At 71.8% G+C, this 26,376-nt stretch carries 22 protein-coding genes; 10 read left to right on the top strand and 12 right to left on the bottom strand.

Annotated elements, in window-relative coordinates; translation table 11 throughout:
- Positions 1–4 precede the first annotated feature (4 nt).
- A complete protein-coding gene (locus tag KBY19_RS16430; RefSeq protein ID WP_180289898.1) occupies positions 5–526 on the bottom strand; it encodes a DUF4240 domain-containing protein in 522 nt (173 codons plus the stop codon).
- Between the two features lie 177 nt (positions 527–703).
- Here KBY19_RS16430 and KBY19_RS16425 point away from each other — a divergent pair, with 177 nt between their 5' ends.
- Positions 704–1,651 carry an SDR family oxidoreductase gene (locus KBY19_RS16425; protein WP_099880071.1) on the top strand — a complete coding sequence of 316 codons (948 nt, stop codon included), beginning with the start codon at positions 704–706 and terminating at the stop codon, positions 1,649–1,651.
- Here KBY19_RS16425 and KBY19_RS16420 read toward each other — a convergent pair.
- Positions 1,642–2,685 carry a YafY family protein gene (locus KBY19_RS16420; protein WP_185016689.1) on the bottom strand — a complete coding sequence of 348 codons (1,044 nt, stop codon included), beginning with the start codon at positions 2,683–2,685 and terminating at the stop codon, positions 1,642–1,644. The two genes, KBY19_RS16425 and KBY19_RS16420, sit on opposite strands and share 10 nt — an antisense overlap.
- Positions 2,686–2,759: 74 nt before the next feature.
- Here KBY19_RS16420 and KBY19_RS16415 point away from each other — a divergent pair, with 74 nt between their 5' ends.
- Together KBY19_RS16415 and KBY19_RS16410 are read left to right on the top strand one after the other, a co-directional pair.
- Positions 2,760–4,286 carry a sodium-dependent transporter gene (locus tag KBY19_RS16415; RefSeq protein ID WP_099880067.1) on the top strand — a complete coding sequence of 509 codons (1,527 nt, stop codon included), beginning with the start codon at positions 2,760–2,762 and terminating at the stop codon, positions 4,284–4,286.
- Positions 4,286–4,387, top strand: a complete 102-nt coding sequence (locus tag KBY19_RS16410) for a methionine/alanine import family NSS transporter small subunit (RefSeq protein ID WP_099880065.1) — start codon at positions 4,286–4,288, stop codon at positions 4,385–4,387. Before KBY19_RS16415 ends, KBY19_RS16410 begins: the two co-directional genes overlap by 1 nt.
- Positions 4,388–4,720: 333 nt before the next feature.
- On the opposite strand, the gene aceE is transcribed toward KBY19_RS16410, so the two are convergent.
- The 8 genes from aceE to KBY19_RS16370 all read right to left on the bottom strand — a co-directional run bounded on the left by aceE (position 4,721) and on the right by KBY19_RS16370 (position 17,238).
- Positions 4,721–7,420, bottom strand: coding sequence for a pyruvate dehydrogenase (acetyl-transferring), homodimeric type (aceE, locus tag KBY19_RS16405; RefSeq protein WP_210966021.1), 2,700 nt, complete (start codon positions 7,418–7,420; stop codon positions 4,721–4,723).
- A gap of 305 nt (positions 7,421–7,725) precedes the next feature.
- The gene (locus KBY19_RS16400; protein WP_099880061.1) at positions 7,726–8,355 is read right to left on the bottom strand and encodes a GntR family transcriptional regulator; all 630 of its coding nucleotides are present in this window, start codon (positions 8,353–8,355) and stop codon (positions 7,726–7,728) included.
- A 171-nt stretch (positions 8,356–8,526) separates the two neighbouring features.
- On the bottom strand, positions 8,527–10,389 hold the full coding sequence (sucB, locus tag KBY19_RS16395) for a 2-oxoglutarate dehydrogenase, E2 component, dihydrolipoamide succinyltransferase (RefSeq protein WP_210966020.1): 1,863 nt from the start codon (positions 10,387–10,389) through the stop codon (positions 8,527–8,529).
- Positions 10,390–10,450: 61 nt separating this feature from the next.
- The gene (gene lpdA / locus KBY19_RS16390) at positions 10,451–11,839 is read right to left on the bottom strand and encodes a dihydrolipoyl dehydrogenase (RefSeq protein ID WP_180289617.1); all 1,389 of its coding nucleotides are present in this window, start codon (positions 11,837–11,839) and stop codon (positions 10,451–10,453) included.
- A gap of 1 nt (position 11,840) precedes the next feature.
- A complete protein-coding gene (locus tag KBY19_RS16385) occupies positions 11,841–13,550 on the bottom strand; it encodes a leucyl aminopeptidase (protein ID WP_307843523.1) in 1,710 nt (569 codons plus the stop codon).
- 204 nt (positions 13,551–13,754) lie between these two features.
- Positions 13,755–14,582 (bottom strand): adenosylcobinamide-GDP ribazoletransferase, encoded by an 828-nt coding sequence (locus KBY19_RS16380; protein WP_099880053.1) that lies wholly within the window; start codon positions 14,580–14,582, stop codon positions 13,755–13,757.
- A 53-nt stretch (positions 14,583–14,635) separates the two neighbouring features.
- The gene (locus tag KBY19_RS16375) at positions 14,636–15,748 is read right to left on the bottom strand and encodes a nicotinate-nucleotide--dimethylbenzimidazole phosphoribosyltransferase (protein WP_210966018.1); all 1,113 of its coding nucleotides are present in this window, start codon (positions 15,746–15,748) and stop codon (positions 14,636–14,638) included.
- A 275-nt stretch (positions 15,749–16,023) separates the two neighbouring features.
- Positions 16,024–17,238 (bottom strand): bifunctional adenosylcobinamide kinase/adenosylcobinamide-phosphate guanylyltransferase, encoded by a 1,215-nt coding sequence (locus KBY19_RS16370; RefSeq protein ID WP_210966016.1) that lies wholly within the window; start codon positions 17,236–17,238, stop codon positions 16,024–16,026.
- An 84-nt stretch (positions 17,239–17,322) separates the two neighbouring features.
- Between KBY19_RS16370 and KBY19_RS16365 the strand changes: the two genes are divergently transcribed.
- Both KBY19_RS16365 and KBY19_RS16360 read left to right on the top strand, forming a co-directional pair.
- Positions 17,323–17,559, top strand: coding sequence for a hypothetical protein (locus tag KBY19_RS16365; protein WP_099880049.1), 237 nt, complete (start codon positions 17,323–17,325; stop codon positions 17,557–17,559).
- Between the two features lie 57 nt (positions 17,560–17,616).
- Positions 17,617–18,054: a hypothetical protein gene (locus tag KBY19_RS16360; RefSeq protein WP_099886443.1), complete on the top strand. Its 438-nt coding sequence runs from the start codon at positions 17,617–17,619 to the stop codon at positions 18,052–18,054.
- A 52-nt stretch (positions 18,055–18,106) separates the two neighbouring features.
- Here KBY19_RS16360 and KBY19_RS16355 read toward each other — a convergent pair whose 3' ends face one another.
- Together KBY19_RS16355 and KBY19_RS16350 are read right to left on the bottom strand one after the other, a co-directional pair.
- Positions 18,107–18,793 (bottom strand): bifunctional 2-polyprenyl-6-hydroxyphenol methylase/3-demethylubiquinol 3-O-methyltransferase UbiG, encoded by a 687-nt coding sequence (locus tag KBY19_RS16355; protein ID WP_210966043.1) that lies wholly within the window; start codon positions 18,791–18,793, stop codon positions 18,107–18,109.
- Complete coding sequence (locus tag KBY19_RS16350; protein WP_099880047.1) at positions 18,790–19,386, bottom strand: DUF3043 domain-containing protein; 597 nt, start codon at positions 19,384–19,386, stop codon at positions 18,790–18,792. The genes KBY19_RS16355 and KBY19_RS16350 overlap by 4 nt, the downstream gene beginning before the upstream one ends.
- 252 nt (positions 19,387–19,638) lie before the next feature.
- Between KBY19_RS16350 and KBY19_RS16345 the strand changes: the two genes are divergently transcribed.
- From KBY19_RS16345 to KBY19_RS16325, 5 genes are all read left to right on the top strand, one after another.
- Complete coding sequence (locus KBY19_RS16345; protein ID WP_247691039.1) at positions 19,639–20,427, top strand: PspA/IM30 family protein; 789 nt, start codon at positions 19,639–19,641, stop codon at positions 20,425–20,427.
- Positions 20,428–20,471: 44 nt separating this feature from the next.
- On the top strand, positions 20,472–20,750 hold the full coding sequence (locus KBY19_RS16340) for a hypothetical protein (protein ID WP_099886441.1): 279 nt from the start codon (positions 20,472–20,474) through the stop codon (positions 20,748–20,750).
- A 145-nt stretch (positions 20,751–20,895) separates the two neighbouring features.
- The gene (locus tag KBY19_RS16335) at positions 20,896–22,215 is read left to right on the top strand and encodes a sensor histidine kinase (RefSeq protein ID WP_180289615.1); all 1,320 of its coding nucleotides are present in this window, start codon (positions 20,896–20,898) and stop codon (positions 22,213–22,215) included.
- Entirely contained in the window at positions 22,212–22,904 is a 693-nt protein-coding gene (locus KBY19_RS16330) for a response regulator transcription factor (RefSeq protein WP_099880042.1), read from the top strand. The genes KBY19_RS16335 and KBY19_RS16330 overlap by 4 nt, the downstream gene beginning before the upstream one ends.
- Positions 22,905–23,074: 170 nt before the next feature.
- Positions 23,075–26,137: an efflux RND transporter permease subunit gene (locus KBY19_RS16325; protein ID WP_210966013.1), complete on the top strand. Its 3,063-nt coding sequence runs from the start codon at positions 23,075–23,077 to the stop codon at positions 26,135–26,137.
- Positions 26,138–26,376: the final 239 nt, after the last annotated feature.

Here is a 26,376-nt window from a genome sequence, read left to right as displayed (position 1 = left end):
GGGCTCACTCGCCCCGGAAGCGGCTCCACAGCCGGGGCAGCCGGTCGGCCAGCGCCGCCGGGTCCTCCATGTCCAAGGAGACGCCCTCGGGTTCCGCCGGTGCCTCCGGCAGCCCCAGGTCAGGCAGGACCGTACCGGTCAGCTGTTCGTACGCCTCGTCGGCTGCGAAGCCCAGCTCCTCGCCGTCACCGTCCAGCTCCTCGTCGAAGTCGTCCAGCAGTTCGGCCAGGGCGTCGGCGTCGTGCGCCGCGCCCTCGAAGACCTCCCGGCCCTGGCCGATCAGCCAGCAGCGGAAGGAGTCGAACGCGTCGTCGCTCGCACCGTCCAGCAGGATCCAGGCAGCGGCCCACAGGTCCCACTGGTAGGCCCGGCTGTAGCGCGACTCGAAGTGGCGGGCGAAGTACGTCACCGCGTCGGGGTCGAGCTGGGTGAGCCGCTCGACCAGCAGATCCGCCTGTTCCGGGGGGTCGCCGTCGGCCTCCTGCCGGGTGGAGTCGATCAGCTCCCAGAACTCCGTCTCGTCCATCACGCCCTCAGCATCGGGCCTGGAAGCCCACAACGCACGCGGAGTGCGCCAGATGCGGCTGTGTCGTTATGAGACATGAGCCACACGGCATTCCGTATTCAATACCCGACAGCAGCTGTCCGGTATCGCTGCCAGCGTGTCCTTCCACCGAACCGGAGCAGCAGCAAGGAGGAACAGATGCAGGAACCGAGCAGCTCCACAGGGCCGCTGGCAGGCAAGGTCGCGCTGGTCGCGGGCGCCACCCGGGGAGCGGGCCGCGCCATGGCCGTCGAACTGTGCCGCGCCGGAGCCACCGTCTACGCGACCGGCCGGACCACCCGGGTCAGGGCCAGCGAGGTCGGCCGGACGAGCGAGACCATCGAGGAGACGGCCGAACTGGCGAGCGAGGCGGGGAGGGAGAACTCGGGCAGTGCCCACGCGGTCGCTGTCGACCACCTCGACCCCGCACAGGTGCGCGACCTGATCGCGCGCATCGACCGCGAACAGGGCCGCCTCGACGTCCTCGTCAACGACCTGTGGGGCGGCGACCACCTCGTCGGATTCGGCAAGAAGCTGTGGGAGCACGATCTGGCCGAGGGGCTGCGCGTGCTGCGGCTCGGCATCGACAGCCACCTGATCACCAGCAGTCACGCCCTGCCGCTGCTGACCCGGCGGCCGGGCGGCCTGCTGATCGAGATCACCGACGGCACCGAGGAGTCCAACCAGGGCTACCGGGAGCCGGTCTACTACGACCTGGCCAAGGCGGCACCGCTGCGGATGGCCCGTGCGCTGGCCCAGGAGACCGACGGGTACGGCACCACCGTGGTCTGTCTGACCCCGGGGTGGCTGCGCTCGGAGACCATGCTCGACACCCACTTCAAAGTGACCGAGGAGGACTGGCGCGACGGCTGCGCCATCGACCCGCACTTCGCCATCTCCGAGACCCCAGTCTTCATCGGCCGCGCCGTGGCCGCGCTCGCCGCCGACCCGGAGGTGGCCCGCTGGAACGGGCAGTCGCTCTCCAGCGGCGGTCTCGCCAAGGTCTACGGCTTCACCGACGTGGACGGCTCGGCGCCGGACGCCTGGCGCTACATCATGGACGTCCAGTTCGCGGGCAAGCCCGCCGACGTCTCCGGCTACCGCTGATCCTCGCTCCCGGACCGTCCCGCGCTTCCGGACTCTCCTGCGTACAGCGCCGCCGCCCGCCGTGCCGCGTCCGCGAAGCGCTGCCGCAACGGCGGCGGCGCCAGCACCTCGCACTCCGGGCCGAGGGCGAGGAGTTGGCTGTAGCCCACCTCCTCGCTCTCCACCCGCAGCGTCACCGTCGTACGGCCCTGCTCGTCGACGGTGCCGCCCGCCAGCGCCTCGTGAGCCGCGTCCCGGTCGATGACGTGGCGCAGCCGGCGGGTTCCGAGCTCCGTCAGCCGCAGCGTCACCTGCTCCCTGAGGAGGGAGCGGGCGAAGGCCGCCGCCTGCTGCGCCCAGAACGCGGCCAGCTCGAAGTCGGTGTCGCGGTCGAAGCGCTCGTCGCCGACGGTGACCTCGGTGAACCGGTCGACGCGGTAGACCCTCCACCGGCTGCGGAGCGGATGCTCGGCGTCCGCCGGGACGCGGGCCGCCAGATACCACTGCCCCGCCTTCAGCACCAGGCCGTAGGGCTCCAGGTCCCGCTCCACCTCGCCGCCGCCCCGCTCGTCCCGGCGGCGGTAGCGGACGGCGGCCCTGCGGTCCGACCAGACGGCGTCGGCCAGCACGGGCAGCAGCGGCGGCGTCTCGGGCGCCTGCCACCAGCCCGGGGCATCCAGATGGAAGCGCTGCGCCGTGCTGTCGTGTACATCGCGCAGGGTGGGATCGAGCGCCGCCGAGACCTTCAGCTTCGCCGCCGAGGCCGCGTCGTCCAAGCCCAGGTCCCGCAGGGCCGAGGGCACCCCCGACAGGAACAGCGCCTCCGCCTCGGTGCGGCCCATGCCGGTCAGCCGGGTGCGGTAGCCGCCGACGAGCCGGTAGCCGCCGGCGCGGCCCCGGTCGGCGTACACCGGCACGCCCGCCTCGGAGAGCGCCTGCACATCACGTGAGACAGTACGCTCGGAGACCTCCAGTTCGGCTGCGAGCTGAGCACCGGTCATCTCCCGCCGCGCCTGGAGCAGCAGCACCATCTTGATCAGCCGGGCTGCCCGCATGCTGAATACCCCTCCCGTGGGCCGTGGCCCGCTGTTAACGTTCCGCCCGTTATACAGCGAACTAGGAAACGGTCATGTCTCAGCAAACTCGCGAACAGCGCGAACAGTGGGGCTCGCGGGCCGGATTCCTGATGGCGGCCATCGGCTCCGCCGTCGGGTTGGGAAACATCTGGCGCTTCCCCGCGGAGGCGTACAAGAACGGTGGCGGAGCCTTTCTGCTGCCGTATCTCGTCGCTCTGCTCACCGCAGGGCTCCCGCTGCTCATCCTCGAATACACCGTCGGCAGGAAGTACCGCAAGTCACCGCCGGCCGCCTTCCGGCAGATCTCCCGCCCCGCCGAGGTCATCGGCTGGTGGCAGGTCGCGATCTGCTTCGTCATCGCCTCCTACTACGCCGTGATCGTTGCCTGGGCGGTCCGGTACGCCGGATTCTCCTTCGGCAAGGACTGGGGCAAGGACCCCGAGAAGTTCTTCGCCGGGGACTTCCTGCAGGCGGGAAGCGAGCCCGGGCTGCCCAGCTCCTTCGTCGGCAACGTCTTCTGGCCCCTGCTGGCCGTATGGATCGTCGTGCTGGCCATCCTCGCGCTGGGTGTCCGCCGCGGTATCGAACGGGCCAACAAGGTCTTCATCCCGGCCCTGGTGTTCTTCTTCCTCATCCTGGTCGTGCGCGCCGTGACACTGGACGGCGCGACCAAGGGCCTGGACGCGCTGTTCTCCCCGGACTGGGGTGCGCTGACCGACGGCAGCGTCTGGGTCGCCGCCTACGGGCAGATCTTCTTCTCGCTCTCCATCGGCTTCGGCATCATGGTCACCTACGCCTCCTACCTGGGGCGCCGTGCGGACCTGACCGGTTCGGCGCTGGTGGCGGGCTTCGCCAACAGCTCCTTCGAGATCCTCGCCGGCATCGGCGTCTTCGCCACCCTCGGCTTCATGGCCCAGGCCAACGGCGTGGCCGTCGGTGACGTCGTCAGCGAAGGCGTGGGCCTGGCCTTCATCGCCTTTCCCGCCGTCATCTCCCAGATGCCGCTGGGCGCGGCGTTCGGCGTCATCTTCTTCGTCTCGCTGGCCATCGCCGGCCTCACCTCGCTGGTCAGCATCGTCCAGGTCGTCATCTCGGCCGTGCAGGACCGCACCGGCATGCGCCGGGTGCCCGCCGTGTGGACCGTCGGCGGTCTGGTGGCGGTCGTCTCGCTGCTCCTCTTCCCCACGGATGCGGGCCTGTCGCTGCTGGACGCGGCCGACCACTTCATCAACCAGTACGGCATCGCGCTCGCCGCGCTCGTCTTCCTGGTCATCATGGCCTGGGTGGTGCGCCGTCTGCGGCCCTTCCAGGCCCACGCCGACGAGACCTCCGCGGTGCGGCTGGGAACCTGGTGGCGGGTGTGCCTCGGGGTCATCACCCCGCTGGTGCTCGGCTGGATGATGGTCGACAGCCTGCGCAAGGAGTTCGACGAGAACTACGGCGGCTACCCCAGCTCGTTCCTGGCCTGGGCCGGCTGGGGCGTGGCGATCGGGGCCCTGCTGGTGGGCGTCCTGATCTCGCTGATCCCCTGGCGGGACGCGCCCGTCGAGGACGAGGCCGAGCGGGAGGAGGTGCGCTGATGTCCACCGGAGCCATCGTGATGATGACCGCGGCCATCCTCATCGTCTGGGGCGGCCTGGTCGCCGCCATCCTCCGCCTGCGCAGCCACCCGCCGGAGTAGGCCGCACAGCAAGGTTCCCCGCGCCCCGAAGGGGCCCGGGGAACCTTGCGAGCCACCACACCGGCGCCCGGGCGACGACCCGAGCCCCGACGGCGGCTCTCCGCCACAACGGTGGAGGGCGCAGCAAGCACCCGGCGGAGGAACGAACACGGCCCCCGCACCCCTTCCGGGGCGCGGGGGCCGTGTTCGTGTGCGGCTCGCCGCGTGGGCGCGCTCAGTCCTGGAGGTACTTCCCGGACGGAGTCCCGGGGAGCATCCGCGCTCGGGGAGGATGCCCCGAGCGCGGATGGCGCGTCTCCGCGTGGGCGAACCCCGCGAAGCGTAGGCGAGCGCCTACGCGAGACCGTACTTCTCGGCGGCCCGGCGGACATCCTCCGCCTTGACCTCACCTCGCCGCGCGAGCCGCGACAGGGCGGCCACGACGACGGACTCGGCGTCGACGCCGAAGTACCGGCGCGCGGCCTCACGGGTGTCGGAGAGGCCGAACCCGTCCGTGCCCAGCGAGGCCCAGTCCTGCTCGACCCACTGGCTGATCTGGTCGGGAACGGCCCGCATCCAGTCACTGACGGCCAGCACGGGCCCCGGTGCGCCCTCCAGCGCGCAGGTCACATGCGGCACCCGCTCCTCGCCGCGCAGCGCCGCCGCGTCGCACTCCATGGCCTCACGCCGCAGTTCCGTCCAGGACGGCGCCGACCACACATCGGCGGCCACGCCCCACTCCTCGGCGAGAATCCGCTGCGCTTCGAGCACCCAGTGGATGGCCGTACCGGAGGCGAGCAGCTGCATCCGCGGAGCGTCCTCGGCGGCGGCCTCGGCCTCCTTGAAGCGGTAGAGGCCCTTGAGGATGCCCTCCTCGACGCCCTCGCCCTCGGGCATGGGCGGCTGCACCTTGGTCTCGTTGTAGACCGTCAGGTAGTAGAAGACGTTCTCCTGCGCCTCGGCGTCCGGCCCGTACATCCGGCGCAGACCGTCCTTGACGATGACGCCGACCTCGTAGGCGAACGCCGGGTCGTAGGAGATGACCGCCGGGTTGGTGGAGGCCAGCAGATGCGAGTGGCCGTCGGCGTGCTGCAGGCCCTCGCCGGTCATGGTCGTACGACCGGCCGTGGCGCCGATGACGAAACCGCGGCCGAGCTGGTCGGCGAGCGCCCAGAACTGGTCGGCGGTGCGCTGGAACCCGAACATCGAGTAGAAGATGTAGAACGGGATCATCGGCTCGCCGTGCGTGGCGTACGACGTCGCCGCCGCGGTGAAGTCGGCCAGCGAACCGGCCTCGGTGATCCCCTCGTTGAGGATCTGACCGTCCTTGGCTTCCTTGTAGTACAGCAGCTGGTCGCGGTCGACCGGGTCGTACTGCTGGCCGAGCGGCGAGTAGATGCCGGCCGACGGGAACAGCGACTCCATGCCGAAGGTGCGCGCCTCGTCCGGGACGATCGGCACCCAGCGCTTGCCGGTCTCCTTCTCCCGCATCAGGTCCTTGACCAGCCGGACGAACGCCATGGTGGTGGCGATCTCCTGCGAGCCGGAGCCCTTCTTCAGCACGTCGAACGGCTTGTCGGCGGGGGAGGGCAGGCCGACCGGGTGCACCTTGCGGGCCGGCGCCGGCCCGCCCAGCTCGGCGCGCCGCTCCTGGAGGTAGCGCACCTCGGGCGAGTCGGGGCCCGGGTGCACGTACGGCACCAGCTCGTCGTCCAGCTTGCTGTCCGGAATGGGCAGCTCCAGCAGGTCCCGCATGGCGCGGAACTCCTTGCCGGTGAGCTTCTTCATCTGGTGGTTGGCGTTGCGGGACTCGAAGCCCGGGCCCAGCGTCCAGCCCTTGACGGTCTGCGCCAGGATCACCGTGGGGGCGCCCTTGTGCTCGACGGCCGCCTTGTACGCCGCGTAGACCTTGCGCGGCTCGTGGCCGGCGCGGGAGGTCTTGAACAGTTCGGTGATCTTGTCGTCGGTCAGCAGTTTGCCGATCTCGACGAGAGCGGGCGAGGCGCCGAAGAAGTGCTCGCGGATGTAGGCGGCGTCGCGGGTGGCGTAGGTCTGGAACTGCGCGTCCGGCACCTCCCGCAGCCGGCGGGTCAGCGCGCCGGTGGTGTCCAGCGCGAACACCTCGTCCCAGGCGGAGCCCCACAGCGACTTGACGACGTTCCAGCCGGCGGCGCGGAACTGGGTCTCCAGCTCCTGCACGATCTTGAAGTTGGCGCGTACCGGGCCGTCGAGGCGCTGCAGATTGCAGTTGATGACGAAGGTGAGGTTGTCCAGCTGCTCGCGCCCGGCCAGGGCGAGGGCGGCGGTCGACTCGGGCTCGTCCATCTCGCCGTCGCCGAGGAAGGCCCACACGTGCGAGGCGGAGGTGTCCTTGATGCCCCGGTGGGTCAGATAGCGGTTGAACCGCGCCTGGTAGATCGCCGAGATCGGGCCCAGGCCCATGGAGACGGTGGGGAACTCCCACAGCCACGGCAGCCGGCGAGGATGCGGGTAGGACGGCAGTCCGTCGCCTCCCGCCTCCTGGCGGAAGCGGTCGAGGTGGGCCTCGGTGAGCCGCCCGTCGAGGAAGGCACGGGCGTAGATGCCGGGGGAGGCGTGGCCCTGGACGTACAACTGGTCACCCGAGCTGTGGCCGCCGTCGCCCTCCTTGCCCTTGAAGAAGTGCTCGAAGCCCGTCTCGTACAGCCACGCCGCCGAGGCGAACGTCGCTATATGGCCGCCGAGGCCCTGGCGGCTGCCGCGGGTGACCATGGCCGCCGCGTTCCAGCGGTTCCATGCGGTGATGCGGGACTCCATCGCCTCGTCGCCCGGGAAGGCGGGCTCGGCCGAGGTCGGGATGGTGTTGACGTACTCCGTCTCCAGCAGGGCCGGTACGGCCAGGCCGCTGTGCTGGGCGTGCTCCACGGTACGACGCACCAGGTACGCGGCTCGTTCGTCGCCCGCATGTGCCGCGACGGCGTCGAGCGACTCGCGCCACTCGCCGGTCTCCTGCGGATCACGGTCCGGGAGCTGGTCCAGCTCACTCGGATACGGCGGGCGTACGGGATCGGGCATGGTGGCCACCTTCCGGACGTGTAGGCCCCTCCAAACGGGTCGGGAGGGCGGTTGTGCGGGTGGGTGTTGTGAACCCTGACGGGCAGGACAGGGGGCACCCAACGAAGGGACTGTACGCCTCTGATCGATGATCGATCAAAGGTCATGGCGAAATTGGCATTCCGTGCCGCGAAATCTGGCACCGCATGCCGGAAGCTCGCCGTCGCGCCCGGGGTCCGTTGCCGAGTGCGGGTGCTCCGCGGTTGTTGGGGGCACCTCCCGGCCGGAGGCTGGGGGAGCAGTTCCCCGCGCCCCTGTCGGGGCGCTCAGTCCCGGGGCGCCGGGGCGCAACCCAGCACGTGCTCCTTCACCAGGAGGCCGATGTTCGGGTCACATCGCTGGATCGCGGCCATGACAGCTTCGTGCTCCTCCGCGTACGACTGCTGCACCGTACCCAGCCAACGGATCGACAGCGCCGTCCACACCTCGATCCCCAGCCCCTCCCAGGTGTGCAGCAGCACGCTGTTGCCCGCGGCGCGCACCAGTTCCCGGTGGAAAGCCACGGTGTGCCGCACCTGGGCTTCGCCGTCCCCGCGCCGGTCGGCCTCGTACAGCGCCGCCACATGCGGCCGCAGCGCCGTCACATCCCCCGCCAGCCGGGGCACCGCCAGCTCCGCGGCGATCTGCTCCAGCCCGGCGCGCACCGGGTAGATCTCCTCAAGATCCGCCGCCGACAGCTCCCGCACGCGCACGCCCTTGTTCGGCGCCGACTCGATCAGCCGCAGCGTCTCCAGCTCCCGCAGCGCCTCTCGTACCGGGGTCTGGGAGACCTCCAGCTCCACCGCGATCCGCCGCTCGACGATCCGCTCCCCGGGCTTCCACCGCCCGCTGACGATCCCCTCCACAAGATGCTCGCGGATCTGCTCGCGCAGCGACTGGACGACGGGCGGGGTCATGAAGACACTCCTCGCAGCGAGGTGGTGGGGCCCCTAGACGATACGACCTGCCCCGGCACCGAGTGCCACTGCATGCGGTGAGGGATCCGTCACCGGCGCTCGACGCCCGGACGCGACGGTGCCCCCGTCACAGCTGTGGCGGGGGCACCGTTCTGCGCGGTTGCCGGGGGCCTACAGCCCCAGCTCGCCCTCGAACTCGCCGGCCTCCAGACGGGCCTTGACGTCGTTGAGGTAGCGGGCGGCGTCGGCGCCGTCCACGAGCTGGTGGTCGTAGGACAGGGTCAGGTAGACCATGTCGCGGATCGCGATGGTCTCGCCCAGGTCCGGGTGGTTGACGACCATCGGACGGCGCACGGTGGCGCCGATGCCCAGCTCGGCGACCTGCGGGTAGTTCACGATGATGGTGTCGAACAGCGCACCGCGCGAGCCGGTGTTGCTGATCGTGAACGTGCCGCCGGACATGTCGTCCGGGCCCAGCCCGCCCTCGCGGACCTTCTTGGCCAGCTCGGCGGTCTTGCGGGCGATGCCCGCCAGGTTGAGGTTCCCGGCCTCCTTGATGACCGGGACCATCAGGCCCTTCTCCGAGTCCACCGCGATGCCGATGTTCTCGACGTCGTGGTAGGTGATGGTGCCGTCGTCGTTCAGCCGGGCGTTGACGGCCGGGTGGGCCTTCAGTGCCTCGGCCGCCGCCTGCACGAAGAACGGCATCGGCGAGAGCTTGACGCCCTCCCGCGCCGCGAAGGAGTCCTTCGCACGGGCCCGCAGCTGCATGATGCGGGTGACGTCCACCTCGACGACCGTGGACAGCTGCGCCTGGCTGTGCAGCGCCTTCATCATGTTGTCGGCGATCAGCTTGCGGATCCGCGGCATCTTCACCGTCTGGCCGCGCAGCGGCGACGGCTCCAGCTTCGGCGACTTCGGGGCTGCGGCGGAGGGCGCGGCAGCGGCCGGGGCCGGGGCCTGGGCCTTCTTCGCCTCGGCCGCCTCGATGACGTCCTGCTTGCGGATCCGGCCGCCCACGCCGGTGCCCCGCACCGACGAGAGGTCCACGCCCTGCTCGGCCGCCAGCTTGCGCACCAGCGGGGTCACATAGGCGCCGTCGCTCTCCGGTGCCGGTGCCGGAGCCGGAGTCTGGGCCGGAGCGGCCGGGGCCGCGGGTGCCTGCGCCGCTGGGGGTACCTCCCGGCCGGAGGCTGGGGGAGCGGGCTGCGCCGGAGCGGGCTGGGCGGGTGCGGCCGGCTGGGCGGGCGCCGGCTGGGCCTGCGAGGGCTCAGCCGGTGTCTGCGGTGCGGCGGGCTGCGCCGGGGCCGCCGGAGCCTGCGGGGCCTCCTGCGCGGGCTGCGGAGCCGCCTCGGCGGGCTTGCCCGGGGCGGACGGCGCCGGGGCCGCGGCGGCGGGAGCGGCACCGGCCGCACCGATGACGGCCAGCTTGGCGCCGACCTCGGCCGTCTCGTCCTCGCCGACGGTGATCTCCAGCAGGGTGCCGGCCGTCGGGGCGGGGATCTCGGTGTCGACCTTGTCCGTGGAGACCTCCAGCAGCGGCTCGTCGGCCTCGACCTCGTCACCGACCTGCTTGAGCCAGCGGGTGACGGTGCCCTCGGTGACGGACTCGCCCAGCGCGGGCAGCACCACGTCCGTGCCCTCGGCCGCGCCACCGCCGGAGGGGCCCGCGGCGGCGGGCTCGGGCTGCGGCGCGGGCTGCTCCTCGGCGGCCGGGGCCTCGGTCTGCGCGGGCTGCTGCGCGGCGGGCTCGGCCGCGGGCTCGGCGGCCGGTGCGGCAGCTGCCGGAGCGCCGGAGCCGTCGTCGATGACGGCCAGCTCGGCGCCGACCTCCACCGTCTCGTCCTCGGCGACCTTGATGGAGGAGATGGTCCCGGAAGCGGGCGCCGGGATCTCGGTGTCGACCTTGTCGGTGGAGACCTCGAGCAGCGGCTCGTCGGCCTCGATGTGCTCACCCTCGGCCTTCAGCCAGCGGGTGACGGTGCCCTCGGTCACGCTCTCGCCGAGCGCCGGCAGGGTTACGGAAACCGCCATGGTTTCTGTTGCTCCTTACAAAACTGTGCGGATGGGTCGCGCCCTGACTGGAACCCGGCGGTCAGTCGTGGGAGTGCAGCGGCTTGCCGGCCAGCGCCAGGTGCGCCTCGCCGAGCGCCTCGGTCTGCGTCGGGTGGGCGTGGATGAGCTGGGCCACCTCGGCCGGCAGCGCCTCCCAGTTGTAGATGAGCTGGGCCTCGGCCACCTGCTCACCCATGCGGTCACCGACCATGTGGACGCCGACCACGGCACCGTCGCGCACCTGTACGAGCTTCACCTCGCCCGCCGTCTTCAGGATCTTGCTCTTGCCGTTGCCCGCGAGGTTGTACTTGAGCGTGACCACCTTGTCGGCACCGTACCGCTCCTTGGCCTGCTCCTCGGTGAGGCCGACCGAGGCCACCTCCGGGTTGCAGTAGGTCACGCGCGGCACACCGGCGTAGTCCACCGGCACCGGGTTGAGCCCGGCCAGCCGCTCCGCGACCAGGATGCCCTCGGCGAAGCCCACGTGGGCGAGCTGGAGGGTGGGGATCAGGTCACCGACGGCGGAGATCGTCGGGACGCTGGTGCGGCAGTACTCGTCCACCGTGACGAAACCGCGGTCCATGGCGACCCCGGCCTCCTCGTAGCCCAGGCCCTGGGAGACCGGGCCGCGGCCGATGGCGACCAGCAGCACCTCGGCCTCGAACTCCTTGCCGTCCGCCAGCGTGACCTTGACGCCGTCGCCGGTGTACTCGGCCTTGTCGAAGAAGGTGCCCAGGTTGAACTTGATGCCGCGCTTGCGGAAGGCCCGCTCCAGCAGCTTGGAGCTGTTCTCGTCCTCGGCCGGCACCAGATGCTTGAGGCCCTCGACGACGGTGACGTCCGCGCCGAAGGACTTCCACACGGAGGCGAACTCGACGCCGATGACGCCGCCGCCCAGGATGATCGCGGACTTCGGCACCCGGTCCATGACCAGCGCGTCGTCGGAGCTGATGATGCGCTCGTGGTCGATGGTCAGACCCGGCAGCGACTTCGGCACGGAGCCGGTCGCCAGCAGGATGTGGCGGCCCTCGTAGCGCCGACCGTTGACATCGACGGAAGTGGGGGAGGACAGCCGGCCCTCGCCCTCCACATAGGTGACCTTGCGGGAGGCGACCAGCCCCTGCAGGCCCTTGTAGAGGCCGGAGATCACACCGTCCTTGTACTTGTGGACACCGGCCATGTCGATGCCCTCGAACGAGGTCTTGACGCCGAACTCGGCGCTCTCCCGGGACTGGTCGGCCACCTCGCCGGCGTGCAGCAGCGCCTTGGTGGGGATGCAGCCCCGGTGCAGGCAGGTACCGCCCAGCTTGTCCTTCTCGATGAGGGCGACATCCAGACCGAGCTGTGCGGCGCGAAGGGCAGCGGCATAACCGCCGCTACCGCCTCCGAGGATCACTAGGTCGAAAACGGTGCTGGCGTCGTTCGCCACGTCACGTCCTCCATGCATGGGTACGCCGTAGCCGGTCTCCTGCGACCGGGCGGCTTGAGGTTCGGCCGCTTTTGTCTGCTCGGCCCTTTTCATCGCTTCCGGCTTCTGTCAAGCCGTGCGGGGCCCTGTCCTGCCAGTGACCCATCTTTGCACTTGTTGCCGGAAAGCGGAGAGCGGGGTGCCTCCGGCGGTCGGTCCGAGGGGTGTAACCGAAGGGGCCGGACTCGTTGAAGGCCGGGCCCGCGATGTCCAGGTGGGCCCAGGGCGTGCCCTCGGGGACGAACTCCTTCAGGAAGAGCCCGGCCAGCAGGCCGCCGCCCATCCGCTCACCGATGTTGGCGATGTCGGCGACGGGGGAGTCGAAGCTCTTGCGCAGGTGTCCGGGCAGCGGCATCGGCCAGGCGTCCTCGCCCGCCTCCTCGGCCGCCTCGTGCAGAGCGGTACGGAACTCGTCGTCGTTCGCCATGATCCCGAAGGTGCGGTTGCCCAGCGCCAGCACCATCGCGCCGGTCAGCGTCGCCACGTCCACGATCGCGTCCGGCTCCTCCTCGCTCGCGCGGGTCAGCGCGTCCGCCAGCACCAGGCGGCCCTCGGCGTCGGTGTTGAGGACCTCCACCGTCTTGCCGCTGTACATGGTCAGCACATCACCCGGACGAGTGGCCGAGCCGGACGGCATGTTCTCGGCCAGCGCCAGCCAGCCGGTCACATTGGCCCGCAGCCCCAGCCGGGCCGCCGCGACCACGGCGGCGAAGACGGCCGCCGCGCCGCTCATGTCGCACTTCATCGTCTCGTTGTGGCCGGCCGGCTTGAGCGAGATGCCGCCCGAGTCGTAGGTGATGCCCTTGCCGACCAGCGCCAGGGACTTCTTCGCCTTCGGGTGCGACCAGCCGACGCGGACCAGCCGCGGCGGCTGGGCCGAGCCGTTGCCGACGCCCAGGATGCCGCCGTAACCCCCCTTGGCCAGCGCCTTCTCGTCCAGCACCTCGAACGTCAGGCCGAAGTCCTTGGCCGCGGAGCGGGCCTCGGACGCGAAGGTCTTGGGGTCCAGCCCGTTGGCCGGGGTGTTGATCAGGTCACGCGCGCGGTGCACCTCCTCGGCGACCACCAGCGCGCGGTCCACGGCGGCCTTGTGCGCCTTGTCCCTCGGCTTGGCGCCGACCAGCGCGATCTCCGCCAGCGGCGCGGAGGCGTCCTTGGAGCTCCTGCCGTCCTGCTTGCCGCCGTCCTTGCCGCCGTTCTCCTTGCCCCGGTAGGCGGTGAAGGAGTACGCGCCCAGCAGCGCGCCCTCGGCGATCGCGGCGACCGCCTCGGCGTCCTCGACGGGCAGCGCGAAAGCGGCTTTCTTGCTGCCCGCCAGCGCGCGTGCGGCGGCGCCCGCCGCACGGCGCAGCACCTCGGCGTCGTAGGGCTCCTGTCCGCCGGCCGCGTCGCCCAGCCCGACCGCCACCACGAGGGGGGCCTTCACGCCGCTCGCCGGCGCCGGCAACTTGGTGACCTCGCCCTCGCCGCCGCTCGCGCCGAGCGTCTCGAGCGTCGCGGCCAGCTTTCCGCCGTAGGCCTTGTCCACGGCCTCCGCGCCGGGAGCCAGGACGACGGCTGCCTTGGCCGCCCGGCCCGCCTTGCCGGAGGAACCGTTCTTCGCGACACCTACGACGACGGCGTCCGCGCGCAGCGTCGCCGCGGACGAGGAGCTGAGAGTCAGTGCAGACACGTGGGAGAGACCTTCTTCCTGGACATGGCTCCGGAGCGCGAGCTGCCTCCGGTTCGGACGCTCCGGGCATCGTATGCCCGGCCCCCTTTCTCCCGCTCCGCACATTTCCCGCACAACCTCGGGCCGGGGCGAAGTACCCGGCGGGAGCGGGACGATCGCGGTACGGGCGCGGTCACGGAAGGGTGACCTGCGGGCTCACAGGGCTCACAGGACCGTCAGCGCGACGAGCGTGCAGCTTGCCGCGACCTCGGCCACCGCACCGAAGACATCCCCCGTCACACCCCCGAACCGCCGCACACACCGTCGCAACAGCGCCTCCGCGGCGCACAGCCCGAGCACGGCACCGATCACGGAACCGGCGACGCCTGCTGCCGGTCCCGCGCAGCCGGCCAGTGCCGCACAGCAGCCCGCGACGCCCAGCACGGTGCCCAGCGCCGCGCCCCGCGGCACGGTGCCCGCGACAGCGGCCCCCAGTCCCTCGGGCCGCGCGGCGGGCACGCCTTGCCGGGAGGCGAGGGTGAGGGCAGTCCGCGCCACCACGGCGGAGGCGACGGTTCCGGCGGCTCCGGCGGCCCACCCCTGGCCGTACAGCGCGGCGAGCGCGGCCACCTGTCCCAACAGGACGAACACCAGTGTCACCACGCCGAACGGCCCGATGTCGGACCGCTTCATCACTCGCAGCGCCTCCTCGGCGGGCTTGCCGCTGCCCAGCCCGTCGGCGACATCGGCGAGTCCGTCCAGGTGCAACCCCCGGGTCAGCACCGCGGGGACCGCGACGGCCACGACCCCGGCGAGCAGTGCGGAGGCCCCGCACACCAGCAGTACGGCAGCCACGGCGGCGGAGAGCAGCCCCACCACCAGCCCGACCACGGGCGCGCACACCATGCCCGCCCGCGCGGCGGCCCTGTCCCACCGCTCGACGCCCACCGGCAGCACGGTCAGCGTGCCGAACGCGAACCGCAGCCCCTCCACCGTGGAGGCCGGGGCGGTGTCCGCGGGCTGCGCGGGTTCCGCGGGGGAGGAGGAGTCCATGGCCGAGCAGGCTACCCGCGGCCCGGACGGCCCCGGCCCACGCCCCGGCGGGGTCAGGTGGCGTCCACGGCCCCCGCCCCACCCGCCGGTTCCGCGTCCGGGTCCGCCTCCGGGCCCTCGCGGACCGGGAGTTCGGCGGCCAGCGCGGCCGCCGCCCGCACCAGGGGGAGGGCCAGCAGCGCTCCGGTGCCGCCGCCGACCTCGACGCCCTGCTCCAGCAGCGGATCGGCGGCCAGCCGGTCCAGGGCCTTGGCCTGGGCCGGTTCGCCACCCGCCTGGCCGGCCAGCCACCAGTCCGGGGCGCGGAAGGCCACCCGCTGGCCGACCAGCGCGCACGCCGCGGACACCACGCCGTCGAGGATGACCGGTGTGTGCCGGACGGCGGACTGCAGCAGGAACCCCGTCATGGCCGTCAGATCGGCGCCGCCCACCGTCGCCAGCAGCTCCAGCTGGTCGCCGAGGACGGGCCGGGCCCGGCGCAGGCCGTCCCGGATGGCGGCGCACTTGCGCATCCACGTCAGGTCGTCGATGCCGCCTCCGCCGCGTCCGGTGACCACCGAGGCGTCCGTGCCGCACAGCGCGGCGACCAGGGTCCCGGCCGCAGTGGTGCCGCCGACGCTCAGATCGCCGAGCACCACCAGGTCGGTGCCGGCGTCGGCCTCCTCGTCGGCGACGGCCATACCCGCGCGGAACGCGGCTTCGGCCTCCTCGGGGGTCAGCGTGTCCTCGATGTCCAGCCGCCCGGACGAGCGGCGCACCCGGTGCCGTGTCACCTCGGCGGGGAGTTCGCCCGGGTCGCAGTCGAGCGCCATGTCGACCACGCGCACCGGTACGTCGAAGCGCCGCGCCAGTACGGCCGCGGGGGAGGCGCCGTCCAGCAGTTCGCGGACGAGCTCCTTGGCGGTGCCCGCCGGCCGGGTGGAGACGCCGAGTTCGGCGACGCCGTGGTCCCCGGCGAAGACCACCAGGCGCGGGTCGGTGATCGGCCGCACCGGCACCCGGGCCTGTGCGGAGCCGAGCCATTCGCCGACGTCCTCCAGCCGTCCCAGGGCCCGCGGGGGCAGCCCGGTCAGCGCCCGCCGTTCCTCGGCTTCCCGGCGCAGACCGCCGTGCGGTCGCTCGATGAGGTCGGAGAAGTCGTCCAGATCCAGGCTGCGGTCACTCATGCTCGCTGAGCGTACGTCAGTGCCATGCGCCTGGGTTGGGCGCCTTGCTGGAGAGGGGGTGCCCCTTGCTGTGCGTTGCAGGCTGCCGGTTGTTTCTGGCTGGTCGCGCAGTTCCCCGCGCCCCTTGTTGGTTGCCCCCGCAAGCTTGGGCAGTCCGCTCCCCCAGCCTCCGGCCGGGAGGTGCCCTTGGGGGTACCCCCTGCTCGAAGAGCTTGGGGAGCAGGGTGGGCAAGCGCAGCCCCCATGCGGGGTGCGCGAAACCATCGGCTGGTCCCTCACCGCAGTGGCAGCGCCACGCCCGCGACCGTCAGCAGTACGTGCTCGCACTCCGCAGCGAACGCCGCGTTGAGTCTGCCCAGTTCGTCCCGGAACCGCCGTCCGGCCGGGGTCGCGGGCACCACGCCCGACCCCACCTCGTTGCTGACGGCCACCAGCTGCCGCGGCGTGTGCCGTACGGCCTCCACCAGCGTCCGTACCCGTGTGGCCAACTCGGCGGCACCGCCCCGTTCCCACCGGGTGTCGTCCCACGCCCCCACCTCGTCCATGGTGTGGGTGAGCCACAGCGCCAGGCAGTCGATCAGCAGCGGTGGCCCGTCCCGCTCCAGCAGCGGCACCAGGTCGCAGGTCTCCTCGGTACGCCAGGAGGCGGGCCGCCGCTCGCGGTGCTGGGCCACCCGGGCGGCCCACTCCGCATCCCCGTCGCGGCTGCCGCCGGTGGCCACGTACACCACCCCGGGGAACGCGGCCAGCCGCCGCTCGGCCTCCACCGACTTGCCCGAGCGCGCCCCGCCCAGCACCAGCGTCCGGCGCGGAAGCTGCGAGACGTCCACCCCGCCGTGGAACTCGCCGACGGTCAGGGACGTCCCGTCCGGCACCGCCCGCGCGCCGGCCGCGGCCAGCCGCCGGTGCAGCTCCGGGCCCGGCGGCACGTCGTGCCCCAGATGGACGGCGAGCACGTCCGTGGCCGCCCCCACCAGTCCCGCCTCCCGCAGCCGGGCCAGCGCGTCGGGGCGCCGGCCCACGTCCACCAGCACCACGTCGCACGGGCCGCCGGGCCCCGCCCCGCTGCCGGTCCCGGCGAGCGCGGCACCGGGCGGCAGATACAGCAGCCGTTCCCCGTCCGGCCCGGTCACCAGATAGCCGGTGCCCGGGGAGTCCAGCGCCAGCGCCCGCACCCGGTGCCCGCTGATCAGTGCCAGCTCCTGCCGGTCCGGCACCCGCACGGGCGCCGGCAGCCCGGCGGGCACCTCCAGCGCGGGCCCGTCGTGCGGATGGGACAGCAGTACCTGCCGTACGCCGCTGAGCGACCGGCCGGCCCGCGCGGCGGCGAAGGCGGGCCCGGGCGTCAGGTCGAGCAGCAGGGTGCTGTCCACCAGCAGTGCCGTCGCGGCCCGTGCCTCATGGCCGACGGCGGCGGCGCAGCGGGCGCAGGGGCAGTCGGAGCGGGGGAGACCGGCGGGCTCGCCGGTGCCGAGCAGAGTCAGTTCCACCCTCTGATCGTCTCGTGACCTGCCGCCGCGCGCGCACAGGGGACTACGCTTCCGGGAGCAACCGGCGATCTTACGGAGGCACTGATGGCGTGGACGTGGCGGTTCGAGAAGGCCGACGGTACGGAGACAGAACCGGCCGTGCAGCCCGAGGAGTTCTCCACCCAGTCGGACGCCGAGTCGTGGATCGGGGAGGTGTGGCGGGAGCTGCTGGAGGGCGGAACCGATCAGGTGACCCTCCAGGAGGACGGCAGCACCGTCTATGGCCCGATGAGTCTGCACGCCGCCACGGAGGCGGACTCCGGGGGCACCGCCGCCGGGTGAGCCGGCTTCCCGCCGCGGGGGGTCGGCCCACCCGGTGAGCCGCTACCCTCGGTGCTCATGGACGTACGTGGCGCGGTTTACGTGGTTCTGCGCGGCCCGGCCGAGAAACGGGACCGGGCGCTGGGAACGCTGAAGAAGGCGGGCATCTTCGCCGAGAAGTCGGTCCGCGGCTCCGAGGTGATCGAGGCGTTCTTCTACGGGGGCGACGAGCGTCCCAGCCCCCGCTTCATGGACGCCTGTGCCGCGCATGTCGCCAAGGCGGCCATCGGTACCGACTTCGCGGTGGCGGAGACGGGCACCATCAGCAGTGCCGCCGCCTCCCGCAAGCTCGCCTACAACCGCCGCACCGGCGAATGGCTGGGGGCCTTCATCGACACCCAGGCCCCCGAGCGGTCCCGCTCCGAGACACTCGACCATCTCGCCCGCGAGCGGGGTGTCGACGTCGCGGACATAGAGCTGCGCGACCCCCCGAAGTTCCAGCCGCCCGTCGCCTGAACGGGCCGGCGCCACCGGCCGGACCGGCCGGTGGCGCACACGCCCGACGGTGCTAGCCCCGGACGCCGAACAGGTGCAGCGACTGAGCCACGCCCCGGTACGGGTCCATCCGGCAGGCCCGCTCCTCCACGTCGAGGGCGTCCGGGCCGGTGGCCGTGTCGTCCGCCGCGAAGACGCCCACGCCGTACCAGCGCTCCATGGGCACCCCGATCCGGGCGAGGAACGAGGTCAGCGTCTCCAGGCGCAGAAAGCGGTCGCTCTCGGCCGGTTCCGCCACCAGGGCGGCGTGGGCGCCCGCCCAGTCGCCGGTGAGCCCCGGCCGCATCGCGCGGGCCGCCACATTGGGCAGCACGAGCGAGAGCAGCCCTCGTGCGTCGAGCACCCGGGCGAGCCCGGCCAGCGTGCTGTCCGGGTCCCGCGTCCGGTCGAGCACGTCATGGCCGAGCACCACGTCGAAGGTGCCCGGCAGGAAGTGCGCCCCGGTGTCCTGGCCGCCGCCGGACAGCGCGCGGAACCGCGCTCGGATCCCCTCGGGCTCGTCCCGCAGGGCCGCCTCGACCACGGCCAGCCGCGCCGGGTCGGACTCCAGTCCGGTCACCTCGTGACCCGCCCGGGCCAGCCGCAGCGCCTGTGCGCCGTCACCCAGCCCGGCGTCCAGCACCCGGAGCCGACGCCCCACCTCGAAGTGCGCGGCTATCCGCTCCTCGAGCTGCCGGGCGACCAGCTCCTGCCGGATCAGGGCTTCTCGCCGCGGGCGACCTGCGGCTTGGGCAGGCGCATACGGCGCATCTGGAGGGTCCGCATCAGCGCGTAGGCGACAGCTCCCCGGCGGTTCTCGTCGGGGTAGCGCTCGCGGATCTTCTTCTTGAGCCGTACGGAGATGCCGATCGAGTCGACGACGATCAGCAGGATCACCACGAGCCACAGCAGCAGCGAGATGTTCTTCAGCTGGAGCGAGGGCAGCATGCTCAGTACGAGGATGATCACGGCCAGCGGCAGGAAGAACTCCGCCACGCTGAACCGGGAGTCCACGAAATCGCGCGCCAGTCGCCGCACCGGGCCCTTGTCCCGGGCGGGCAGATGGCGCTCGTCCCCGCTGGCCAGCGCCTCGCGCTGCTTGGCCAGCGCGGCCCTGCGGGCTTCGCGCTGCCGCTTGGCCGCGTCCTTGCGGCTCTGCGGCCCGGCGGCCATCGGGCGGCGCGGACCGCGCGCCTCGCTGCGCTTGGGTGTGGGGCGACCCTTGGGGGCTTGCGGGTCGCGGGGCTCTTGGGGCTCGGCCGCCGTCACCTGGGGTGAGCTGGCCTGCCCTGCTTTCGAACGGCTACGGAACACACCTCAAGAGTACGGTGTGAATCAGGGTGGGCCCCAGCCCCCAGGGGAAAGGACCGGTGGGACCGGTCCCCACCGTGGAGCGGTGCCTACTCCCTGCGCCGGAGAGGGCCGAAGGCTGATCGTCCTCCAGGAGGAGCGCATCCGTGCTCGAACGGTGCGGTAATGGAAGACAGCCCCGTACTCTGGGGTCTGTAGATTGCCGAGGGCTTGAGTCCGTTACGAAGGGGGCGCGCGAGGCCCATGAGGGGTGTCATGAAGCGTATGGGGATGATCTTCCGCGCGAAGGCCAACAAGGCCCTGGACCGGGCTGAGGACCCGCGTGAGACGCTCGACTACTCCTACCAGAAGCAGCTGGAGCTGCTGCAGAAGGTGCGCAGGGGCGTCGCGGATGTCGCGACCTCCCGTAAGCGCCTGGAGCTGCAGATGACCCAGTTGCAGGGGCAGTCCTCGAAACTGGAGGAACAGGGAAAGAAGGCACTGGCGCTCGGCCGGGAGGATCTGGCCCGCGAGGCGCTCTCGCGCAGGGCGGCCCTTCAGCAGCAGGTCACCGACCTGGAAGGACAGCACCAGACGCTGCAGGGCGAGGAGGAGAAGCTGACCCTCGCGGCGCAGCGGCTCCAGGCCAAGGTGGACGCCTTCCGCACCAAGAAGGAGACGATCAAGGCCACCTACACCGCTGCCCAGGCCCAGACCCGCATCGGTGAGGCGTTCTCCGGCATCTCCGAGGAGATGGGCGACGTCGGCATGGCCATCCAGCGGGCCGAGGACAAGACGGCTCAGCTGCAGGCCCGCTCCGGCGCCATCGACGAGCTGCTGGCCTCCGGCGCGCTGGACGACCAGTCCGGCATGGCCAAGGACGACATCACCGCTGAGCTCGACCGCCTCTCCGGCGGCAGCGACGTGGAGCTGGAGCTGCAGCGGATGAAGGCCGAACTGGCCGGCGGCAGCGGTGGCGGCCAGCAGGCCATCGAGGGGGGCCAGGGCTCGGAGAGCCAGACGAACGGCCAGCAGCAGGAAGCGCCCAAGTTCAACAAGGAGTGAACCGGGCCGCAGCGGCACCCCGGCAGCCGGAGGAGGAGAACGGCATGATCGTACGGATCATGGGCGAAGGCCAGGTCAGACTGGACGACAGCCATTTCGTCGAGCTGAACAAGCTCGACGACGAGCTGCTCCGGGAGACGGAGAGCGGCGACGAGGCCGGCTTCCGCCGTACCCTCTACGCGCTGCTGGAGGCCGTCCGCAGACTGGGCAGCCCGCTGCCCGACGACGCGCTCGAACCCTCCGAGCTGATCCTGCCCGCACCGGACGCCAGTCTGGAGGAGGTACGGGAGATGCTCGGCGACGACGGACTCATCCCCGGCTAGCCCCCGGCACCTCGGCCCCGGGCGCGCCACCCCCCACAAGCTCGCCCGCACCACAAGCACGTCCCGCACCACTCGCACCACACGCACAACGCGACCTGCAAGAGCAGATCACGACAGCACACACACCCCAGGAGCCGGGCATACGGTGCCTGCTGTGACACTCCGCGACATCCGTGAGCGCCTCCGTGCGCATCCCCACGCGGTCGACGCCCTCATCGCCGTAGGGACCTTCTGCTGCATCCTCCTCGGCGCCGCGACGGAGCCCAACGGTCCGGACGGACAGCCGCAGTTCGCGGAGCGCCAGGTCACCGGAGAGATGGTGCTGCTGGCCGCGCTCACCTGCGGGGTGCTCGCGCTGCGTCGCCGCGCCCCGATGCCGGTGCTGCTGCTCACCAGTCTGATCTCCGTGGTCGCTCTCGTCGCCGGCGACGGCCCCCGGGCCGGCTCGGCGCCCGAGGCGCCGCTCGTCTCGGCCGCCGTCATCGCGCTCTACACCGTCAGCAACACCACCGACCGCCGCACCAGCTGGCGGGTCGGCGCCGCCACCGTCGGGGTGCTCACCGGCGCGAGCATGCTCTTCGGGGCCCGCCCCTGGTACGCGCAGGAGAATCTCGGCATCTTCGCCTGGACCGCGCTGGCCGCCGCCGTCGGTGAGGCCGTCCGCAACCGGCGCGCCTTCGTCGACGCCATCCAGGAACGCGCCGAACGTGCCGAGCGCACCCGCGAGGAGGAGGCCAGACGCCGGGTCGCGGAGGAGCGCATGCGGATCGCCCGCGAACTGCACGATGTGGTCGCCCATCACATCGCCCTGGTCAACGTCCAGGCCGGGGTGGCGTCGCACGTCATGGACCAGCGGCCCGATCAGGCCAAACAAGCCCTCTCCCACGTCCGGGACGCCAGCAGGCACGCCCTCGCCGAGCTGCAGACCACCGTGGGACTGCTGCGCCAGTCCGGGGAGAGCACGGCCCCCACCGAACCCGCGCCGGGACTGGAGGTGCTGGACGAACTGGTGGAGAGCTTCCGGCACGCCGGGATGTCCGTCGTCGTGGACGCGCCGACCCCCGGCGCGCCGTCGCTCTCCTCCGCCGTGGACCTGACCGCCTACCGCGTCGTCCAGGAAGCCCTCACCAACGTGCACAAGCACGCGGGCAGCGGCGCCCACGCCGAGGTGCGCATACGGCGGGACGCCGGGGCCCTGGAGATCGTCGTCATCGACGACGGCGCGGGCGCCACCCATACCGTCCCGGACGACGACGTCACCGCCGCAGGCCCCGACCCGGACCCGGACGACGACATCCCCCGCCGCGAGGGCGGCAGCGGCGGGCACGGTCTCGTCGGAATGCGCGAGCGGGCCGCCGCGCTGCACGGCGACTGCGAGACCGGACCGCTGCCCGGGGGCGGCTTCCGGGTCCACGTACGGTTGCCGCTGGAGACGACGGCGCCCCGGAAGGAGACCCCCGCATGATCCGAGTCGTACTCGCCGACGACCAGGCGCTGTTGCGCAGCGCCTTCCGGGTGCTGGTGGACTCCGAGGCCGACATGGAGGTCGTGGGCGAGGCGGCCGACGGCGACGAGGCCGTGGCGCTGGTGCGCGAGAAGGGCGCCGACGTGGTCCTGATGGACATCCGGATGCCCGGCACCGACGGCCTCGCCGCCACCCGCGCCATCAGCGCCGACCCGGCGCTGGCCGACGTCAAGGTCGTCATCCTCACCACCTTCGAGGTCGACGAGTACGTGGTCGGCTCGCTGCGCGCCGGGGCCTCCGGGTTCCTCGGCAAGGGCGCCGAGCCCGGCGAACTGCTCTCCGCGATCCGCACGGCGGCCAAGGGCGAGGCCCTGCTCTCCCCGGCGGCGACCAAGGGGCTGATAGCCAGATTCCTGGCGCAGGGCGGCAGTGCGGACCCGGACGGCGCCGCTGCCGACAACGGCGCCGCCGCCCGGCTGGAGGCACTCACCGCGCGCGAACGTGAAGTGCTGACCCAGGTGGGCGGCGGGCTCTCCAACGACGAGATCGCCGAACGGCTCGACGTCAGCCCGCTCACCATCAAGACACACGTCAACCGCACCATGGCCAAGCTCGGGGCCCGGGACCGGGCGCAGTTGGTGGTGGCCGCGTACGAGAGCGGACTGGTACGGCCCTTCCGTCCGGAGTGAGGGGCCGGCCCTCCCCGCCGCGTACTGCGGGCGCAGTACGCGGCCGAGGGCAGAAGGGGACCTGCGGCGGAGGGCTCCGGCCGGTTCGTAGGTGAGGGTGTAGGCGGCACCAGGTGTCTGCCCGCGCAGGCGGCACCCGCACGTCCCCCTCACAGAGAGACCCGCTACCCATGTCCTGGCTGTCCCGCCTCAGCCTCCTGCAGCGTGGGCTGATAGGCCTGATGGCGCTGGTCGCCGTCGCCTTCGGCGCCATCGCCGTCCCTCAGCTCAAGCAGCAGCTGCTGCCCTCCATCGACCTGCCCATGGTCTCGGTCATCGCGCCGTACCAGGGCGCGTCCCCCGACGTGGTCGAGAAGCAGGTCGTCGAGCCGCTGGAGGAGAACATCCAGGGCGTCGACGGCATCACCGGCGTCACCTCGACAGCCGGCGAGGGCTCCGCCGTCGTCATGGCCCAGTTCGACTACAGCGACGGCTCCGAGCAGACCGTCGCCGACGTCCAGCAGGCCGTCAACCGGGCTCGCCCCGAGCTGCCCGACGGCGTCGACCCGCAGGTCGTCTCCGGCGGTACCGACGACATCCCCACCGTCGTGCTCGCCGCCTCCGCCGAGGGCAAGGACCAGCAGGCGCTGGCCGACGCGCTGGACACCTCCGTGGTGCCGGTCCTCAAGGACATCGACGGCGTCAGCCAGGTCACCGTCGACGGCGTGCAGGACATGGTCGTCGCCGTCACCCCCGACCCCGAGAAGCTGGCCGCCGCCAAGCTGACCCCCGCCGATCTGACCAAGGCCCTGGAGGCGGGCGGCGCCTCGGTACCCGCCGGGTCCTTCGACGAGGGCGGCAAGTCCAAGACCGTGCAGGTCGGAGACGGCTTCACCTCCCTCGACCAGATCAAGCGGCTGCGGATCCCCGCAAAGGGCGGGTCGGACCCGGTCGGCCTCGGCGAGGTCGCCACCGTCGAGGAGGCCCCCGGCAAGGCCACTTCGCTCACCCGCACCAACGGCGAGCGCAGCCTCTCGATCTCCGTCACCATGGACAACGACGGCAGCGCCGTGGACATCTCCGACACGGTCAAGGACAAGCTGCCCCAACTCCGCGCCGATCTGGGCAAGGGCGCCGAACTGACCGTCGTCGCCGACCAGGGCCCGCAGGTCTCCAAGTCCATCAGCTCGCTGACGACCGAGGGCATGCTCGGCCTCGTCTTCGCCGTCGTGGTCATCCTGGTCTTCCTGCTGTCCCTGCGCTCCACGCTGGTGACCGCGGTCTCCATCCCGCTGTCCGTCGTCCTCACGCTGATCGTGCTGTGGACCCGGGACCTGTCGCTCAACATGCTGACGCTGGGCGCGCTGACCATCGCCATCGGCCGGGTGGTGGACGACTCCATCGTCGTCCTGGAGAACATCAAACGGCACCTGGCCTACGGCAAGGAGCGCACCACCGCGATCCTCGACGCCGTGGGGGAGGTCTCCGGCGCGATCACCTCCTCCACGCTGACCACGGTCGCGGTCTTCCTCCCGATGGCGTTCGTCGGCGGCATGGTCGGCGCCCTGTTCGGCGGCTTCTCGCTCACCATCACCGTCGCCCTGCTGGCCTCCCTGCTGGTGTCGCTGACGGTCGTACCGGTGCTCTCGTACTGGTTCCTGCGCGCGCCGAAGTCCCTGCGCGGGCTCGACCCCGCCGAACAGCGCCGCAAGTCCGAGGAGAAGGAGGCCCACAGCCCGCTGCAGCGGATCTACGTCCCCGTCCTGCGCTTCGCCACCCGCCGCCGCTTCACCAGCCTGCTCATCGCCCTCGCCGTGCTGGTGGGCACCTTCGGCATGGCGCCGCTGCTGAAGACCAACTTCTTCGACCAGGGCGAGACCCAGCAGCTGAGCATCCAGCAGGAGCTGCCGCCCGGCAGCAGCCTGAGCGCCGCCGACAAGCAGGCCAAGAAGGTGGAGAAGATGCTGTCGGGCATCGACGGCGTCGAGGACCACCAGGTCACCGTCGGTTCGGCAGGCCTCATGGCGGCGTTCGGCGGCAGCACGGACGCCAACCAGGCCACCTACCAGGTCAAGCTGAAGGAGTCCGCCGACAGCGACCGGGTCCAGGACGCCGTCGAGGACGGCCTCCACAAGCTCGGCCCGTCCATCGGCGAGACCACCGTCAACGCCGGTGACGGCTTCGGCACCCAGGACCTCAGCGTCGTCGTCAAGGCCGGCGACGAGGACGTACTGAAGAAGGCCTCCGAGCAGGTCCGCGCCAAGGTCGCAGAGCTCGACAATGTCACCGACGTGCAGTCCGACCTGTCGCAGTCCGTACCGCGCATCTCGGTGCGGGCCAAGCCCGAGGCGGCACGCCACGGCCTGTCGGACGCCGCGCTCGGCCAGGCCGTCACCCAGGCGGTCAGCGGCACCAGGTCCGGCAAGGCCATCCTCGACGACACCGAGCGCGACATCGTCGTCCGCTCCGCGCGACCGGCCGAGACCGTCGCCGAACTGAAGAAACTGCCCCTCGGCAAGGCCACGCTGGGCGAGGTCGCCGACGTACGCACCGTCGACGGCCCCGTCCAGCTGACCCGCATCGACGGCGCCCGCGCCGCCACCATCACGGCCAAGCCGACCGGGGACAACACCGGTGCGGTCAGCACCGAGCTCCAGTCCGAGATCGACGGACTGGACCTGCCCAAGGGCGCCACCGCCGAGATCGGCGGGCTCTCCCAGGACCAGGACGAGGCCTTCAGCTCACTCGGCCTGGCCATGCTGGCGGCCATCGCCATCGTCTTCATGCTGCTGGTGGCGACCTTCCGGTCACTGATCCAGCCGCTGATCCTGCTGGTTTCCATCCCCTTCGCCGCCACCGGCGCCCTGGGCCTGCTGGTCGTGACCGGCACCCCGCTGGGCGTCCCGGCCATGATCGGCATGCTGATGCTGATCGGGATCGTGGTGACCAACGCCATCGTGCTGATCGATCTGATCAACCAGTACCGGCGACAGGGGTACGGCGTCATCGACGCCGTCGTCGAAGGCGGCCGGCACCGGCTGCGGCCCATCCTGATGACCGCACTCGCCACGATCTGTGCGCTGACGCCCATGGCGCTCGCCGTCACCGGTGACGGCGGCTTCATCTCCCAGCCGCTGGCGGTCGTCGTCATCGGCGGCCTGATCACGTCCACCTTGCTGACGTTGCTGCTGGTGCCGACGCTCTACACCATGGTGGAGCTCCGCAAAGAACGCCGGGCGCTCCGCGCGGGTTGAGCCGCCTTTCGGGGTTCCCCCGTGAGGGCCGGCGCCCCCCGCCTGTGGGGGCACGCCCCCTTGCGTTTTCGGCTGCCGCCGAGGGGTCGTGTCGGGGGGCTCTGCCCCCCGACGGCCCCCCGCTAGGTGGGCTTCGCCCCCCTAGAACCCCCCTGCCGCAACCAGGCAAGCCATTGCCTTACATGGAATCCGCCCGTGCGTTACTGCCCCCGATGAAACAGCCATTGACGTACGTGAAG

Origin of the sequence: Streptomyces sp. B15, assembly GCF_018070605.1 — a bacterium.
Classification (GTDB): domain Bacteria; phylum Actinomycetota; class Actinomycetes; order Streptomycetales; family Streptomycetaceae; genus Streptomyces; species Streptomyces smyrnaeus.
The sequence above is the reverse complement of the archived record's forward strand: the minus strand, read 5'-3'. Positions and strand labels throughout refer to the sequence as shown.

Coding starts and splice junctions, on each gene's coding strand:
- KBY19_RS16420 (WP_185016689.1), bottom strand. CDS start 2,685: ATGCGGGCAGCCCGGCTGATCAAGATGGTGCTGCTGCTCCAGGCGCGG.
- KBY19_RS16415 (WP_099880067.1), top strand. CDS start 2,760: ATGTCTCAGCAAACTCGCGAACAGCGCGAACAGTGGGGCTCGCGGGCC.
- KBY19_RS16345 (WP_247691039.1), top strand. CDS start 19,639: ATGAAGCGTATGGGGATGATCTTCCGCGCGAAGGCCAACAAGGCCCTG.
- sucB (WP_210966020.1), bottom strand. CDS start 10,389: ATGGCGGTTTCCGTAACCCTGCCGGCGCTCGGCGAGAGCGTGACCGAG.
- KBY19_RS16430 (WP_180289898.1), bottom strand. CDS start 526: ATGGACGAGACGGAGTTCTGGGAGCTGATCGACTCCACCCGGCAGGAG.
- KBY19_RS16325 (WP_210966013.1), top strand. CDS start 23,075: ATGTCCTGGCTGTCCCGCCTCAGCCTCCTGCAGCGTGGGCTGATAGGC.
- KBY19_RS16340 (WP_099886441.1), top strand. CDS start 20,472: ATGATCGTACGGATCATGGGCGAAGGCCAGGTCAGACTGGACGACAGC.
- KBY19_RS16410 (WP_099880065.1), top strand. CDS start 4,286: ATGTCCACCGGAGCCATCGTGATGATGACCGCGGCCATCCTCATCGTC.
- KBY19_RS16365 (WP_099880049.1), top strand. CDS start 17,323: ATGGCGTGGACGTGGCGGTTCGAGAAGGCCGACGGTACGGAGACAGAA.
- aceE (WP_210966021.1), bottom strand. CDS start 7,420: ATGCCCGATCCCGTACGCCCGCCGTATCCGAGTGAGCTGGACCAGCTC.
- KBY19_RS16400 (WP_099880061.1), bottom strand. CDS start 8,355: ATGACCCCGCCCGTCGTCCAGTCGCTGCGCGAGCAGATCCGCGAGCAT.
- KBY19_RS16375 (WP_210966018.1), bottom strand. CDS start 15,748: ATGAGTGACCGCAGCCTGGATCTGGACGACTTCTCCGACCTCATCGAG.
- KBY19_RS16380 (WP_099880053.1), bottom strand. CDS start 14,582: ATGGACTCCTCCTCCCCCGCGGAACCCGCGCAGCCCGCGGACACCGCC.
- KBY19_RS16425 (WP_099880071.1), top strand. CDS start 704: ATGCAGGAACCGAGCAGCTCCACAGGGCCGCTGGCAGGCAAGGTCGCG.
- KBY19_RS16330 (WP_099880042.1), top strand. CDS start 22,212: ATGATCCGAGTCGTACTCGCCGACGACCAGGCGCTGTTGCGCAGCGCC.
- KBY19_RS16360 (WP_099886443.1), top strand. CDS start 17,617: ATGGACGTACGTGGCGCGGTTTACGTGGTTCTGCGCGGCCCGGCCGAG.